At 71.4% G+C, this 15,394-nt stretch carries 12 protein-coding genes and 1 pseudogene; 6 read left to right on the top strand and 7 right to left on the bottom strand.

The features are described from left to right. Positions 1 to 317: pseudogene (locus GA0115233_RS40700) on the bottom strand (hypothetical protein); the annotation flags it as partial. A 301-nt stretch (positions 318 to 618) separates the two neighbouring features. Here GA0115233_RS40700 and GA0115233_RS27430 point away from each other — a divergent pair. Genes GA0115233_RS27430 through GA0115233_RS27405 form a run of 6 tightly spaced genes read left to right on the top strand, consistent with a single transcriptional unit; the run spans position 619 to position 9,609 of the window. Next, positions 619 to 1,365, top strand: a complete 747-nt coding sequence (locus GA0115233_RS27430) for an immunity 49 family protein (RefSeq protein ID WP_250742374.1) — start codon at positions 619 to 621, stop codon at positions 1,363 to 1,365. After that, the gene (locus GA0115233_RS41920) at positions 1,362 to 1,631 is read left to right on the top strand and encodes a hypothetical protein (RefSeq protein WP_093722985.1); all 270 of its coding nucleotides are present in this window, start codon (positions 1,362 to 1,364) and stop codon (positions 1,629 to 1,631) included. Before GA0115233_RS27430 ends, GA0115233_RS41920 begins: the two co-directional genes overlap by 4 nt. Positions 1,632 to 1,662: 31 nt before the next feature. After that, positions 1,663 to 3,030, top strand: a complete 1,368-nt coding sequence (gene eccD / locus GA0115233_RS27420) for a type VII secretion integral membrane protein EccD (RefSeq protein ID WP_093722984.1) — start codon at positions 1,663 to 1,665, stop codon at positions 3,028 to 3,030. Positions 3,031 to 3,044: 14 nt separating this feature from the next. Continuing rightward, positions 3,045 to 4,256, top strand: coding sequence for a hypothetical protein (locus GA0115233_RS27415; RefSeq protein ID WP_093722983.1), 1,212 nt, complete (start codon positions 3,045 to 3,047; stop codon positions 4,254 to 4,256). Beyond that, a complete protein-coding gene (gene eccCa, locus GA0115233_RS27410; RefSeq protein ID WP_093722982.1) occupies positions 4,253 to 8,272 on the top strand; it encodes a type VII secretion protein EccCa in 4,020 nt (1,339 codons plus the stop codon). The genes GA0115233_RS27415 and eccCa overlap by 4 nt, the downstream gene beginning before the upstream one ends. Continuing rightward, a complete protein-coding gene (locus GA0115233_RS27405) occupies positions 8,269 to 9,609 on the top strand; it encodes a DUF6177 family protein (RefSeq protein WP_093722981.1) in 1,341 nt (446 codons plus the stop codon). The genes eccCa and GA0115233_RS27405 overlap by 4 nt, the downstream gene beginning before the upstream one ends. 189 nt (positions 9,610 to 9,798) lie before the next feature. Here the strand turns inward: GA0115233_RS27405 and GA0115233_RS27400 are convergent, their stop codons facing one another. The 6 genes from GA0115233_RS27400 to GA0115233_RS27375 form a co-directional block, all read right to left on the bottom strand. Next, entirely contained in the window at positions 9,799 to 11,235 is a 1,437-nt protein-coding gene (locus GA0115233_RS27400) for a HAMP domain-containing sensor histidine kinase (protein ID WP_093722980.1), read from the bottom strand. Beyond that, complete coding sequence (locus GA0115233_RS27395) at positions 11,232 to 11,966, bottom strand: response regulator transcription factor (RefSeq protein WP_093722979.1); 735 nt, start codon at positions 11,964 to 11,966, stop codon at positions 11,232 to 11,234. The genes GA0115233_RS27400 and GA0115233_RS27395 overlap by 4 nt, the downstream gene beginning before the upstream one ends. Positions 11,967 to 12,012: 46 nt before the next feature. Further along, positions 12,013 to 12,216, bottom strand: a complete 204-nt coding sequence (locus GA0115233_RS27390; protein WP_093722978.1) for a hypothetical protein — start codon at positions 12,214 to 12,216, stop codon at positions 12,013 to 12,015. 10 nt (positions 12,217 to 12,226) lie between these two features. Continuing rightward, positions 12,227 to 13,249: a S1C family serine protease gene (locus GA0115233_RS27385; RefSeq protein WP_093722977.1), complete on the bottom strand. Its 1,023-nt coding sequence runs from the start codon at positions 13,247 to 13,249 to the stop codon at positions 12,227 to 12,229. 118 nt (positions 13,250 to 13,367) lie between these two features. Next, complete coding sequence (locus GA0115233_RS27380; protein ID WP_093722976.1) at positions 13,368 to 14,390, bottom strand: LacI family DNA-binding transcriptional regulator; 1,023 nt, start codon at positions 14,388 to 14,390, stop codon at positions 13,368 to 13,370. An 84-nt stretch (positions 14,391 to 14,474) separates the two neighbouring features. Beyond that, a complete protein-coding gene (locus GA0115233_RS27375) occupies positions 14,475 to 15,254 on the bottom strand; it encodes a response regulator transcription factor (protein ID WP_093722975.1) in 780 nt (259 codons plus the stop codon). Positions 15,255 to 15,394 lie beyond the last annotated feature (140 nt).

Below are 15,394 nucleotides of genomic sequence, written 5' to 3'. Positions count from 1 at the left end.
GTGCCACCTGATCGAGGCAATACACCCTCTCCACCAGTAGAAAGAAGGTCACGTTTACCTAGGGACGTGCCAGTCGTGGCCTTGGCCTCCACGACGACAAACCCGCCGTCTTTGCGGCGCCAAACCTGATCAAAGCGAAAGTTACCGTTTGCCGGCCCGTGCAAGGTCTCCTTAGTGGAGTTCGGGTACAGCTCAGGAATTACCTGATGCTCGGCGATCGCCTCGCCGTAGGCCTCGGCAGCTTTCGTTCGCTCGTTCATTGCGACCGAGTATTCGTTGCTAGCGTCCAGCAATTCGAATTCGTCTGAATACTTCATAGACACCATTCAGCGCATGCGTATGCGGGGTCGAAAAATCCCCAGTGAGTCAAAACTTGCTAATGAGTTGATGCGTGCCCTTAAACAAGGGAAGGTGGATTACATACTCGTGAAGGGCAAGGTCGATGGATCCAGGTACGATGGCTACGAGGTACACAAGTTCGACATCGGTTAATGGGGGCATTCAGTGGCAGTGAGGGTGACTCGACACGGCAGCTCCGGGCCCGATGACGAAGGGTACGCACTGGTCCTTGCCGAGGGCCTCGCCGACACCATCTCAACTTTGGAACGCTTGCCCCGCATGTTCGACGGTGCGCTCGGTCAGGCGATGGACCACCTGTGCGCACGCTTGGCATCCAACCCGGACGCGTCAGACCTCCGGACCTGGGAGGCCACCGTGACAGCGATGCAGGTGAGCGCCGCAGCTTTTGGGGCGGCGAACCGCACCGGTGGGACCATTGAGTGCCGCATCGCTGACCAGTTGCGAGCAATTCCGGCGACCGGTCCGCAGTACTACATCAACGCGGGCAACTGGCTCACCGCGTTCTGGCTGTCCATCGTCTGCCGGGAGCAAGCCCGCATGACCCAACTGTGCGAGATCCCGCTCGACTTGCTCCGTCAGTCCGGTAAGGAGTACGACGAGTACGTCTATTACTGGATTGATTCCCTGCAGACGTACTGGCTGGAGCGGCCGGGGCTCGGAGAGAAGCTGATGGCAGCAATTCAGTTTTCCTCTCCGGACGTTGCGCGAATCGCTGACCGGGATCTCTTGGACAAGATCCTCTACCAGCCGATCAACCTGTTCCACATGTTCCTTCGCAAGGACCGCGAGGGTTTCAATCGGGCGCTCGTCGAGGCGCTGGAACTCCACAAGGACTTCTGGACTGCCACAGAGGAACGGGAAGAGAGCGTTGAGGGCTACCTCGCACTTGGCCCGCTCGCTGTAACCTGCCTGGCCTACGACGCGGGATTCCCGATCGAAGTCGAATCCGATTACATCCCCAGTGAGTTGCTCAACCGTGCCTGGCTCGGCGAGTTCCCCACGTGACCGCCCACGACTACGACAACCAACTCCTCGAATCCGTCTCCGTCCGCCGACGCCGTCTCCGTGATGCCCTCCTCTTCGGGGCCCAGCGTCAGCGGAGGTCGCTCGATGAGCGGTTGGGGAAGGTGTTCGCGGGAGTGGTGGTCGCCGCGATCGTGTGTGCCGGATGTGTCGGGTGGTCGTTCGTGGAGAACAGGGTCATCGGGAAGAGCCCGTACGGGGCGTCCGTGCCCTCCTCCGGGCACGGAACCGGTGTCGGTGCCCGGTGATAGGTTCGAACGCGTGAATTCCACGGGGGCCTTGAGTACGCCGACGGCGCGCAGCCGTACCGCGCTCAGCCGGGTCACTCTCGTCGGTGAGCGGCGCCGGGTGGACCTCGTGCTGCCGTCCCAGGAGCCCGTGGGCGTGCTGTTGCCGGAGGTCATGCGGCTGCTCGACGACCGGGTCGGAGCGCGGCCCGAGCTGCGGCACCTCGTCACCGCCGACGGCTCCGCGCTCGCGCACGACAGCACCCTGGAGTCGGCCGGTATATCCGACGGCGCCGTGCTGCGGCTGGTGCGCGCCGAGGACGCCCCCTCCGCGCCCGTCGTACACGACGTCACCGATGAAGTCGCCGACGACCTCGACCTCCGGGCGTGGCGATGGAGCCCCTCGTCTCGGCGGATTGTCGCCGGTGCCGCCACCGTGCTGTGGGCCGTGGCCGCCGCGCTCCTCGCCCGAAGCCACTTTGAACTCGCCACAGTGGGGACTGCGCTTCTCTCCGCAACCCCCCTCTCCGCCCTCGCCGGTGTTCTCCTCGGCCGCGCCCGGCGCCACGCCCTCGCCGCCACCTTCCTCTCCACCGCCGCCGCCCTGTCCGTGCTCGCCGCCTGGACCTGCGCCGACGCCTACGACTGGGGCGCGCCCGCGCGGCTGGCCGGTGTGGCGGGGGCCGCGACCCTCAGCATGCTGCTCGTTGGGTGGTTTACCCCCGTCGGGCGCGGGGCGCTGATCGGGGGCGCGACACTCGGCGGATTCCTTGTCCTCTGGGAAGCCGGGTTCGCCCTGCAAGGCGGGGTCGAGACGAGCGCGCAGCAGGTCAGGGCCGGGTCCCTGCTCGCTGTCGTCGCCGTCGTCGGCCTTGGGCTGCTTCCCCGGCTCGCCCTCATGGCCTCCGGTCTGACAGGGCTCGACGACCGCCGCACCGGGGGCGCTTCGGTCAGCCGGTACCAGGTCGGCACCGCCCTCGCGGCCACCCACCGAGGACTGGCCCTCGCCACCGTCGTCCTGGCGGCCTCCGCCGCGGCCTCGGGCGTACTCGTGCTGCGCGACCCCTCCGCGTGGACCGTCTCACTGGCCGCCGTCATCGCCCTCACCCTCGCCCTGCGCGCCCGCGCCTTCCCGCTCACCGCCGAGGTCGTCGTGCTGCTGCTCGCCGCCTCGGCCGTCGCCGTACGGCTGGTGGTCGTTTGGGCGGAGCGTGCCGTGGACGCCACCGGGCCTGTCGCCGTGCTCGGCCTCCTTGCCGCCCTTCCGGTCGTCGCGCTCACCTTTGAACCGGCCGAGCATGTGCGGGTGCGGCTGCGACGGGCCGGCGACCTGCTGGAGTCGTTGGCCGTGATCGCCCTGTTCCCGCTGGTCATCGGTGTGTTCGGGGTGTACGGGCGGCTGCTGGGCACCTTCGCGTAGAAGGGGAGGGCGGCATGACCGGGGGAGGGAACGACTGGCAGGGCGACGTGCTGCGCCAGCTGACCGGCGGGGCGCCGGCACCCGCCGTTCCAGAGCCCGCCGTCCAGGTGCCCGCGACCCCGGCGCCCGCCGCTCCGGAACCCACCCCGGCGCCCGCCAAGGCACCCGCCGTCCCGGAATCCGCCACCCCGGAGCCCCACACGGCCCCCGCCCAGGCACAGGCCCCGTCCCCAACCCCCACCCCCCGCCCCACCCCCGACCCCCGCATCCCCACCTCGGTCCCGGCCCCGGCGCCAGCCCCAGCCCCCGCCCCCGAATCCACCCCCACCATTGACCCCCGCATAGCCATAGCCCTCGGCCGCCCCCAGCACGGTGACTCCGTCACCCGCCGGGCCGGTGGCTCGCTGCGTCGGCTCACCGCCTCCGCCTCCCAGGAGGTCGCCCAGCAGACGCGCCTCGCCCAGGAGGTGCAGCAGCCCGTCACCACCGGCCGGGTCATCGCCGTCACCTCGATCCGCGGCGGCGTCGGCAAGTCCACGGTCGCCGCGCTGCTCGGCCGTACCTTCAACCACTACCGGCACGACCCGGTGCTCACCCTGGAGGCGGACGCGGCGCTCGGCACGCTGCCGGTGCGGATGGGCGCCGAGAGCGTGCGCTGGTCCTGCGCGGATCTCGCCCGAATGCTCACGCCCTCCATGCAACTCACGGACTTGACCGGTTACTTGGTGCCCGTCGCCGACGGCGGTTGGCTGCTCCCCGCGAGCAACGGCCGGGTCGGCCCGCCCCTGGACGTACGCACCTACCGCACCGTGACCCTCGCCCTGCGCCGCTACTTCGCGGTGACGGTCGTGGACTGCGAGACCCTGCCCGGCGACGTGGCGCGGACCGCGATGGACACCGCGCACGCCCGTGTCGTGGTCGCCCCCATGACCGCCGAGGGCGTGGCGGGTACCCGCCAAGTACTGGACTGGCTCGCTCAGTTGCCGCACTCCGCCCTCGCCGCCACTGTGGTCGCCCTCAGCGCCGCCACCCCGGACACCACCCTCGACCCGAAGGCCGCCGCCGCGTATCTGCGCGAGCCCGGCGTCCCGGTCGTCCCGATCCCCTACGACCGCCATCTCGCCCAAGGAGGGCCCATCCACACCGCGATGCTGGGCCGGAGCACCCGTGAGGCGGCCGTGAGTCTGGCCGCCGAAACGATGCGGCGAGCGGTGAGCGCCCGGTGACGCAGCAGATCGTCCACCGGCCCGCGCGCTCCACCCTGCCCCTCGCCCCCGCCGCTCCCCGCACCGTCGAGGCTCCGCCCAACCTCCCCGAGGGCAAGGTCGGCAACGCCGCCACCGCGCTGCTGCCCATGGCCGGTGTCGTCAGTTCCGTCGTACTGATGACCGTGATCCGCAACAGCCGGTTCGCCGCGATCGGCGCCATGGTGCTGGTCGTCGCGCTGCTCGGCGCCGTGGCCCTGTTCCTCTCCCAGCGCGGCAAGGCTCAGCGCATGCGGCGCGTCCAGCGGGAGCGCTATCTGGAGTACCTGGAGGAGCTGCGCGAAGAGCTCGGCGAGGCCGAGCGGGCGCGGCGCAAGGAGTCCCGGCTGCTCAACCCGCCCCCGGAGGCCCTCTACGACATCCTGCGGGACCCCGCGCGGCTGTGGGAGCGGCGCCGTACCGACGCCGACTTCCTGCGGGTGCGGGCCGGCACCGGAGACGTGCCCGCGCAGGAGCTGACCATCGCCCACAACGGCACGGGCGGCGTCCTCACCCCGCCCGACCCGTTCATGCTCAACGAGGCCCGCGCCCTGCAGAGCCGCTTCGGCACGGCCACCGACTTCCCGCTCACCGTCCCCCTGGACCGGGCCGGGAACGTCAGCATCATCGGCGAACGCCAGGACGTCCTGCGCGTCGCCCGCGCCCTGCTCGTCCAGACCGCCGTCACGCACGCCCCGGACGACGTCGCCCTCGCCCTCGCCACCGGTGACGAGCCGGAGTGGGCCTGGGCGAAGTGGCTGCCCCACGTCCTCGATCCCCGGACCTTCGACGGACCGGTAGCCGCCCGCCGGATCGCCCCGGACCTGTCCGGCCTGGCCCGGCTCTGCTCCGCCGAGCTGCGCCAGCGCGCCGGATACGCCGCCGAGGTGCGCCGGGGACTCACCGGACGCGGCGCGGACGCCCTGCGACTGACCTCCCGCATGCTCGTCGTCAGCGACACCCACGGGGACACCGCGGCCGAACTCCCGCTGCCGGACTCGGCGGTGGCCATGGCCGACATGGGTGTGACCGTGCTGCACCTGCTGGAGCGCCAGGTTCACGAGCCCGACCAGGTGAGCGTGCGCATCACCGTCGACGGCGACCGGATCGTCGTGGACGACCTGCGCGGTCCCGCCGCCACGGGCACGGTCGACCCCGTGAGCACCGCCACGGGCAAGGCCGCCCCAGGGAGCGCCGCCACGGGGACCGTCGACCGGGTGAGCGCCGCGACCGCCGAGGGCCTCGCCCGGATGCTCGCCCCGCTGCGGCTGTCCGCAGAGTCCGCCGCCGAGGGCACACCGGTCTCCGGGCCGGTCGACTTCCCGGCGCTGCTCGGTATCGAGGACCCGGCCGAACTCGATCTCCACAGGCTGTGGGCGCCGCGCGACGAACGCGACTTCCTGCGCGTCCCCATCGGCGTCACCGACCGGCACGAGCCGGTGCTGCTCGACCTGAAGGAGTCCGCACAGCTCGGCATGGGCCCGCACGGGCTGTGCGTCGGCGCCACCGGCTCCGGCAAGAGCGAACTGCTGCGCACCCTCGTGCTCGCGCTCGCCGCCACCCACTCTCCCGAGGACCTGTCCCTCGTCCTGGTCGACTACAAGGGCGGCGCCACCTTCGCCCCCTTCACCGAACTCCCGCACGTGGCCGGGGTGATCACCAACCTGGAGAACCAGGCCGGGCTCGTCGAGCGCGTCCACACCAGCCTGGCCGGCGAGGTCACCCGACGGCAACAGGTGCTCAAGGACGCCGGGAACATCGCCGACATCGGCCACTACGCCGAACTGCGCGCCACGAAACGGCCGGACCTCGAACCGCTCCCGCACCTGTTCGTCGTCATCGACGAGTTCGGTGAACTCATCACCGCCAAGCCGGACTTCATCGACCTCTTCCTGTCCATCGGCCGTATCGGCCGCTCCATCGGCGTGCACCTGCTGCTCTCCAGCCAGCGCATCGAGGGCGGCAAGCTCAAGGGCCTGGACACCTATCTGTCGTACCGCCTGGGCCTGCGCACGTTCAGCGCCGACGAGTCGCGCACCGTCCTCGACACCACCGACGCCTTCCACCTGCCGCCGCTGCCCGGCTTCGGCTACCTCAAGGTCGACACCTCGACCTACGAGCGGTTCAAGGCCGGATATGTCTCCGGCGCCCACCACCGGCCTACCGCCTCACGTCCGGACGAACCGCTCGTCCGCCCCTACCCGGCCTACCACACCCCGAAGCGGGAAGCCGCCCCCGCGCAGGAGCCCGCCCGGCGGGAGACCGGACCCACCGTCCTGTCGGACATGGTCCGCCAGCTCGCCACCGCCGCACCCCCGGTGCGCCGGATCTGGCTGCCCCCGCTGCCCGCCGAGGTCACCCTGGACACGGCCGCCGGTCCGCTCACCGCCGACCAGCGCGGACTCCGCCTCGCGCACCGTGGCGGCCCGCTGCGGATACCCCTCGGCACCCTCGACGACCCCGCCCGCCAGCGCCAGCAGCCCTGGGAGCTTGACCTGACCCTCGCCGGTGGCCATCTGGCGGTGATCGGCGGACCGCAGTCCGGCAAGACCACCTTGCTGCGCACCCTCGCCCTGTCCCTGGCGCTCACCCACACCCCGTACGACGTGGCCGTGTACGGCCTCGACCTGGTCGGCGGCGGCCTCGCCGCACTCGCCGGACTGCCGCACGTCGGCGGTATCGCCGGGCGCGCCGACCACGAGCGGGCGGCCCGCACGGTCGCCGAGGTGCGCGCCATGCTCGCCCAGCGCGAGGAACTGTGCCGCGCGCACGGCATCGACTCCGTCGACCGGCTGCGCCGACTGCGCGCCGAAGGGCGGCTGCCCGAACTGGGCGCCACCGACATCGTGTTGCTCGTGGACGGATTCGGCGCCCTGCGTGACGAGTTCGCCGAACTCGACGACGCCGTGTCCGACCTGCTCAAGCGGGGCGCCGGGTACGGCATCCATGTCGTCGCGGGCATGCTGCGCTGGAACGAGGTGCGGATCGCCGCCCAGTCGATGTTCGGCACCCGGATCGAACTGCGCCTGAACGACCCCGCGGACTCCTCCGTCGACCGCAAGCTCTCCGAGACGCTCACCCCGGACGTGCCCGGCCGGGCGCTGACCGACGGCAAGCTGTTCGCGCAGGTCGCCCTGCCCCGTATCGACAGCCGGCCGGCCAAGGACGACCTCGGCGCGGCCCTCGAAGCCACCGTCCGTACGGTCCGGGCCGCCTGGCACGGGGACGTCGCCCCGCCCGTACGGGTGCTCCCCGCCCGCCTGCCGGTCACCGCGCTCGCCGAGCACGACGACCCGGCCCGTATCCCCCTGGGCGTCGACCAGGACGCCCTCGCGCCGGTGCTCCTCGACCTCACCGGCGCCGACCAGCACCTGCTGGTCCTCGGGGACAACGAGTGCGGCAAGACCAACCTGCTGAAGCTGATCACCCGCCGACTCGTCGCGCGGCACACGGACAAGGAGCTGGTCTTCGGCGTCTACGACCCCCGCCGCGGCCTGCGCGGAGTCGTCCCCGAGCCCTACCGCGGCGGCTACGCGCACAACACCAAGCTTGCCGCCGCGCTGTCCTCCGGCATCGCGGCCGAGCTGGAGAAGCGCCTGCCCGAGACCGCCGACCCGGACGCACCGGGGACGGGTGAACCGTCCTTCACCGGACCGCGGATCGTCATCCTCGTCGACGACTACGAGATCCTCACCTCGGCCGGCCAGCAGCCGCTCGCGCCCTTCCTGCCGTACCTGTCCTCCGCCCAGGACATCGGCCTGCACTTCGTCGTCGCACGGCGTATGTCCGGCGCCGCGCGGGCGCTGTTCGAACCCTTCCTGACCAGCCTGCGGGAGACCGGAGCCACGACCCTCGTGATGACCGGGGAACGCAGCGAGGGCCAGCTCTTCCCCGGCCTGTACGCCTCCCGGCAGCCACCGGGGCGGGGCACCCTGGTCCGCCGGGGCCGCCCCCATCAGCTCATCCAGACCGCCGTAGTGGACGAAGAGAACCCGTGACCAAGGACGTCATCGCCCTCACTCCGAAGATGCCGGACCTGCCCACGCTGCTCGCGGGCCTGTACGCGGGTGGTCCCGACATCGGGGTACGGACCCTCGCCGACGGCGCCGTTGTGCAGTTGTGCGCGCCCGGCGGACGCCCGCTGGTCTCGGTCGAGGCGCCCGTCCTGGTCCAGGTCCCCGGCGAGACGGCACGGCTGCTGGATCATCCCGTGGCGGACGGGCCGGTGTGGTGGACCGAGGCCCGCGCCTCCACGGCGGCGCCCGAGGCGGGACGGCTCGCCGGTTCCTTCGCCGGACGCCTGGCCACCGTCCTGGGCGGCACGGTCTGGCCCCCGGAAGCGGCCACCACCGACGTCGTCCCGATCGCCCCCGACGTCTCCGCGGTGCCCGCCTCCGCCACCCCGGCCGTGGACGTCCTCACCGAGCGTGCGGCCGTGGTGATGCAGGACCGCCCTATCGTCCCGCTGACCAGTTGGCTGTCGGACGCCCTGCGCACCGCCGCCGAGGGCGAACTCGCCCTCCAGATCGTCACCCCGCCCACCACCCGCCTCTCCCTGCCCACCCGCACTGCCCTGCGGGGCCTGCCCAACCGCTGGGTCGTGCAGGACCCCGAGCACGGTTTCTACGACGGCCTGTCGGGCGCCCGGCTCCACTGGAAGGACGGTGCCTTCACGCCCACCGGCGCGGCAGCGCAGTCGGCGCCCTTCATCGATACCGGCGACCGCCAGCTCCTGCTGACCCTGCGCACCCGGCATCCGGCCGAGGCGGACCTCGTGCTCGGGCGGTCCCTGGAGACGGCCTGGCAGCACCTCACCGGGCGCCCGCCCGCCGGATGGAGCACCGCCGAACCGGTCAACCTGCCCTGGTCCACACGCCAGTTGACGGACCTCGCCCGCTCGCGAGCCCCCCGGTCGACCTGGCTGGTCGCCGTCGGGCACCCCGAGCGGCCGGCCGTAGCCACCCTTCGCGTGCTGCGCACCCCGGCCGGGGTCGAGGAGGACATCGCGCTCGCCCTCGGATACGGCGCCGAGGAGGACGTACCCCTCGATGCGATCGAGACCCTGGCCGCGGAACTCGGCTCCGGGTACGGCTTGGTCTCCCTGCTGACCTCGCTGCGTGCGGCCCGCCGTGATCTGACGGTCCCCGCGCGGCTGGAACCGGCGCCGGTCCCCGTGGCGTTCACGGTCGTCGGCGACCCACCGCCGACCGGCCCCACCCCTGTGCGCCTGGGCCGCGCCCTGCACTACCGCCTGGGCGACGGAAGCCGGGCCGAGGAGGCGTGGGGCCGTCTGCGGGAGCTGCTCGAACTCCGCCGCCGCCTCAGGAAGCCGTAGGCACCCCGCCCCCCAACCAGTCCCCGGGTCTCCTGCTCCGCGGCCTGCGCGTCCGTCAGTCTGGGGGCTCGCGGTCGCTCAGGGGTATGGGGGGCGTCCATGCGTCGTCGGCTCCGTTTCGTCCGTCGGTACGGGGGGTTGGGTCGACGTGCAGTCGCCACCGAGCGGCGAAAAGGTTGCCGGGGAGAGTTACGGCACCTCCGGCGGCGGCGTGGGCGCCCCGGGCAGCCGCACCGTCGCCACCGTCCCGCCGCCCTCGGCCGTCCCCAGCGTCACCCTGCCCCCCGCCTGCTGGACCGTCCGGGCCACGATCGACAGACCGAGGCCCGAGCCGGGCAGGGCACGCGCACTCGGGGAGCGCCAGAAACGGTCGAAGACGTACGGGAGTTCATCGGTGGGGATACCCGGACCGTGGTCGCGCACCGTCAGTACGCCCTCGGCCAGCCGCACCTCGATCGTGCCGCCCCCGGGGCTGAACTTCACCGCGTTGTCGAGCAGGTTGACCACGGCGCGCTCCAGGGCCGCCGGTTCCGCGCGGACGTACCAGGGCGTCAGGTCGGCCGTGATGGTCAGTTCCTGTCCGCGCAGGCGGGCGCGGCGCAGGGCGGCCTCGACGGTTTCCTCCAGCGAGACCACCTGGACGCGCTCACCGCGCTGTCCCTCCGAACGGGACAGCTCCTGCAAGTCGCCGATCAGCGCCGCCAGTTCCGTCATCTGCGCCTTCACCGAGGCCAGCAGTGCCTTGCGGTCCGCCTCGGGCAGGGGGCGGCCGGTCTCCTCGCTGCGGGTCAGCAGCTCGATGTTGGTGCGCAGGGAGGTCAGGGGGGTGCGCAGTTCGTGGCCCGCGTCCGCGATCAGCTGCTGTTGCAGTTCGCGGGAGCTGGCCAGGGCCGATGTCATGGAGTTGAAGGAACGGGACAGGCGGGCCACCTCGTCCTCCGACTCCTCCTCCACGGGGATGCGGACGTTCAGGTCCTCGGTCCTGGCCACGTGCTCGACGGCCTCGGTCAGCTTGTCCACGGGACGCAGGCCCGCCCGCGCCACCGCGAGTCCGGCGGCCCCGGCGCCGATGACTCCCACGCCGCCGACCAGGAGGAGGATGAGGGCGAGGTCCTTGAGGGTTTCCTGGGTGCTCTTCAGGGGTGCGGCCACGATCAGGCCGATGTTCGGTCCGGGGTCCCCCGTACTGGTGGGCGTGGTGCCGAGCGGCCTGATCAGGACGCGGACGTCCGCTCCGTCCTCGGTCGTGCCGTTGCGGAAGTAGAGTTCGCCGATCTTCCCGTTCTCGATGGTGTCCGTGTCCGAGTCGGTCACCTTCACCGGGGACACCGCGCCGCCGAGCAGGCAGACGGTCCCGTCCTCCGTAACCACCTGGGAGTAGTTGGCGAAGAAGCGGGGGCCGTACGGGATGTCCGTGCAGCGGCTGAGGGCGTTCTCCACCTGGGCGCGCGTCACGATCGCCGCCTTGGTGAGGTCGTCCTCCACCTGCTCGTACAGCTTCCCCTGCACAATGAACCAGCAGGTCACCGACACCGCCGCCACCGCGAACGCCACCGCCGCCGCCACCAGCAGCGCCAGCCGGGACCGGATCGGCAGCGCACGGAACCCGCGGAAGAACCTGCTCACTCCGCGCCGCCCTGCCGCAGGACATAGCCGACGCCGCGCACGGTGTGCACGAGGCGGGGCTCGCCGCCCGCCTCCGTCTTGCGGCGCAGGTACATCACGTACACGTCGAGGGAGTTCGACGACGGCTCGAAGTCGAAGCCCCACACGGCCTTCAGGATCTGCTCGCGGGTGAGGACCTGGCGCGGGTGCGCCATGAACATCTCCAGCAGGGTGAACTCGGTCCGGGTCAGCTCCACCTGCCGCTCGCCCCGGGTCACCTCCCGCGTCGCCAGGTTCATGCGCAGGTCGGCGAAGGTGAGTACGTCGTCGTCCTCGACCGCCGCTACGGCTGCCGCCGCGTAGGAGCTGCGCCGCAGCAGGGCCCGTACCCGTGCGAACAGCTCGTCCAGCTCGAACGGCTTGACCAGGTAGTCGTCGGCCCCGGCGTCCAGTCCCGTCACCCGGTCGCCCACCGTGTCGCGGGCCGTCAGCATCAGGATCGGGGTCGTGTCGCCCGCCCCGCGGATGCGGCGGGCGGTGGTCAGACCGTCCATGCGGGGCATCTGGATGTCGAGGACCACCAGGTCGGGGCGGTAGACGGCGGCCTTCTCCAGGGCGTCGGCGCCGTCCACGGCCACCTCCGTGGCGTACCCCTCGAAGGCGAGGCTGCGCTGGAGTGCTTCGCGCACCGCCGGCTCGTCGTCGACGATCAGGATGCGCTGGGGGTCACGGTCGCCATCGGCGGGGCTCATGGGCTTCGGGTTCCTCGGGTGCGGAAGGGTCGGTTCGGCAACGACTTCAGCGTCGCACGTCGGCCGCGGGCGCGGTGCGCGCGGTGCGCGTGCTACGGCCACGGCCGCGGCGGTGTGCCGTCGTACGGCCGGTGGCCAGCTCCGGCGCCCGGCCCGCGGTCGGCCGGTGCAGCTCGTACGCCACCTCCAGCGCCGCCGCGAAGCTCGCCGGGTCGGTGTCGCTCGCCGTGCGGGAGACCTGCGTGATCATGTCGTACCCCTCAGTTCTGCTGGCCCGCGCGCAGCTGGGCGAGGTCGGACTTGACGGTGTCGATCGGGATGGCGAACCCGAGGCCCACGCTGCCGGCGTCCGCGGAGGACGAGGCGGAGGAGTACATCGCGGAGTTGATGCCGATGATGTTCCCGTTCATGTCGATCAGCGCGCCGCCGGAGTTGCCCGGGTTCAGGGACGCGTCCGTCTGGATCGCCTTGTACGTCGTCGTGGACGAGCCGGTGTCGCCGTTGAACTCCTGGCCGCCGAACTCGAACGGCCAGCCGCCGTCCGGCTGCTGTTGCTGCTGCCCCTCGCCGGTGGAGACGGTGACATCGCGGTCAAGCGCCGAGACGATGCCGCTGGTCACGGTGCCGGTCAGGCCCTCGGGCGAGCCGATCGCCACGACGGTGTCGCCGACCTGCACCGCGTCGGAGTCGCCGAGGCTCGCCGCCTTCAGCCCGGAGGCGTTCTGCAGCTTGATCAGCGCGAGGTCCTTGCTGCTGTCGGTGCCGACGACCTCGGCGGTGTACTCCTTGCCGTCACTGGTCGTCACCTTGATCGAGGAGGCGCCGGAGATGACGTGGTTGTTGGTGACGATCTCGCCGTCGCTGGTGATGATCACGCCGGAGCCGGTGGACTGACCGGAGTTGGAGGTGGCGCTGATCTCCACGATGCTCGGGCTGACCGCCTCGGCGATGGCCGCGATGTCGCCCTTCTTGCTGGAGGGCACCACGTTGGTCGTGGTGGAGGAGGCGACGGTGTCGCTGCCGGAGAGTTCCTGGACGGCGTAGGCGGTACCGCCGCCGACGGCCGCGGCGACGAGCGCGACGGCGGCCAGCAGGGCGACGGGGCCCCGGGTCCGCTTCCTAGGCATGGCGTGGCCGGTAACACCGACGGTGGGCTCATGGGCCGGCGGCGGAGGCCACTCCGGGTTCACGGGGGCGCTCACCGGGGTGTGCGGGTACGGGTTCTGGGACGGTGAACTCTGCTCGTAGTCGCCCTCACGGCGGAAGCTCTCGGTCATGTCCATGAGCCTGTCGCCCGACCATGAGAGCTTGCTGAGTGCCGCCTGAGAAGCCCGGCAGAACCTCGTATGCCCGATATAAAGACCCGCCCCAGACGGCAACCGGCCGACTGCCGGGCGGCGGCTACGCGCAGCCGCAGGACTGCCGTACGACCAACCGCGACGGGAACACCTTCAGCCGCTCCCGGCGCGAGCCCGCCACGCGCAGGCCGTCGTCCAGGACCAGGTCCACCGCGGCCCGCGCCATCGCGGAGCGGTCGCTGGCGACCGTGGTCAGCGGCGGATCGGCCAGGTCCGCTTCCTTGATGTCGTCGAACCCGGCGACCGCCAGCTCGCCCGGCACGTCGATACGCAGTTCGCGGGCCGCGCGCAGCACGCCCAGCGCCTGGTCGTCGGTGGAGCAGAAGATGGCCGGGGGCTTCTTGGGCCCGGCGAGGAGGTCCAGCGCTATGCGGTAGGCGTCGTACCGGTTGTAGGGCGCCTCGAACAGCCGTCCCTCGGTGTCGACACCGGCCTCCTCCATGGCGCGCTTCCAGCCCTCGACGTGGTCGGAGACCGGGTCGCCGACGGACGGCGTCTCGGCCGTACCGCCCATACAGGCCACGTACTCGTAGCCGTGCTCCAGCAGATGGCGCACGGCGAGCTGGGCGCCGCCGAGGTCGTCGGTGACGACGGCGACGTCGTCGATCGCCTCGGGGCGTTCGTGCAGCAGCACCACGCGGGCGTCCCAGGCGTCGATCTCCGCCGCGGCCAGGTCGTTCAGCGCGTGGCTGACCAGGATCAGACCGGAGACCCGCATGCCGAGGAAGGCGCGCAGGTAGTGGACCTCGCGTTCGCCGACGTAGTCGGTGTTGCCGACCAGGACCATCTTCCCGCGCTCGGAGGCGGCCTGTTCGACCGCGTGCGCCATCTCGCCGAAGAAGGGCTGGCGGGCGTCCGGGATGATCAGGCCTATGAGGTCCGTGCGGCGCGAGGCCATGGCCTGCGCGACACGGTCCGGCCGGTACCCCAGCTCCTTGATCGCGGCGAGGACGCGCTCGCGCGTGGCCGGTGCGACCGGCCGGGGTCCGTTGTTGATGACGTAGCTGACGACGGCAGTGGAGGTCCCTGCCAGCCGCGCCACATCATCCCTGGTTACCTTGGCCACGCGCGGAGTCTACGCGGATATACCCGCTCTGGGCAGGGCGTGCGGGCGCCCGCACACTCCCCGCCCGAGCGCTGTGGGAGCGCGTTACGCATCCGCGCTGACCTCCACGCCGTCCAGGACCGCCGTCTCGTCCGTATCCGCCGCCTTTGACCGGGCGGAGCCGGTGCGGGCCTCCTCGGCGGGACGCTCGGGCTTTTCCGGCGTAACGAATCGATAACCCACGTTCCGGACGGTTCCGATCAAGGACTCGTGCTCGGGGCCGAGCTTGGCGCGCAGCCGCCGTACGTGCACATCGACCGTTCGGGTGCCGCCGAAGTAGTCGTAGCCCCAGACCTCCTGGAGCAACTGGGCGCGGGTGAAGACCCGGCCGGGGTGCTGGGCGAGGTACTTCAGGAGCTCGAACTCCTTGAAGGTCAGGTCCAGGACCCGGCCCTTGAGCTTGGCGCTGTAGGTGGCCTCGTCCACGGAGAGGTCGCCGTTGCGGATCTCCATGGGGGAGTCGTCGTTGACGATCTGCTGCCTGCCCATGGCCAGCCGCAGCCGGGCCTCCACCTCCGCGGGACCGGCGGTGTCGAGCAGGACGTCGTCGATGCCCCAGTCGGCGGTGACGGCGGCGAGGCCGCCCTCGGTGACGACCAGGATGAGCGGACAGCCGGGCCCGGTGGAGCGCAGCAGCTGACACAGGCTGCGCACCTGGGGCAGGTCGCGGCGGCCGTCGATGAGGATGACGTCGGCGCCGGGGGTGTCGACGAGTGCGGGGCCTTCGGCGGGGGCGACCCGCACGTTGTGCAGGAGCAGGCCGAGGGCCGGGAGCACCTCCGTCGACGGCTGGAGGGCATTGGTCAGGAGCAGCAGAGAACTCATACGTCTGGTTCCTCCTCGGTCCCTGCGAGGACGTTTGCAAGCACAGCGGATTTGCTCTGCGATCCCGGGGCCCGTACACCTGCGGTTTCCCGCGTCGTATACAACGCTTCCGAAAGCACAAAAGGACCCGGGGGCTACGC

The sequence above is a fragment of the Streptomyces sp. DI166 genome (assembly GCF_900091315.1).
In the GTDB taxonomy this organism is placed as follows: Bacteria; Actinomycetota; Actinomycetes; order Streptomycetales; family Streptomycetaceae; genus Streptomyces; species Streptomyces fuscus.
The sequence above is the reverse complement of the archived record's forward strand: the minus strand, read 5'-3'. Positions and strand labels throughout refer to the sequence as shown.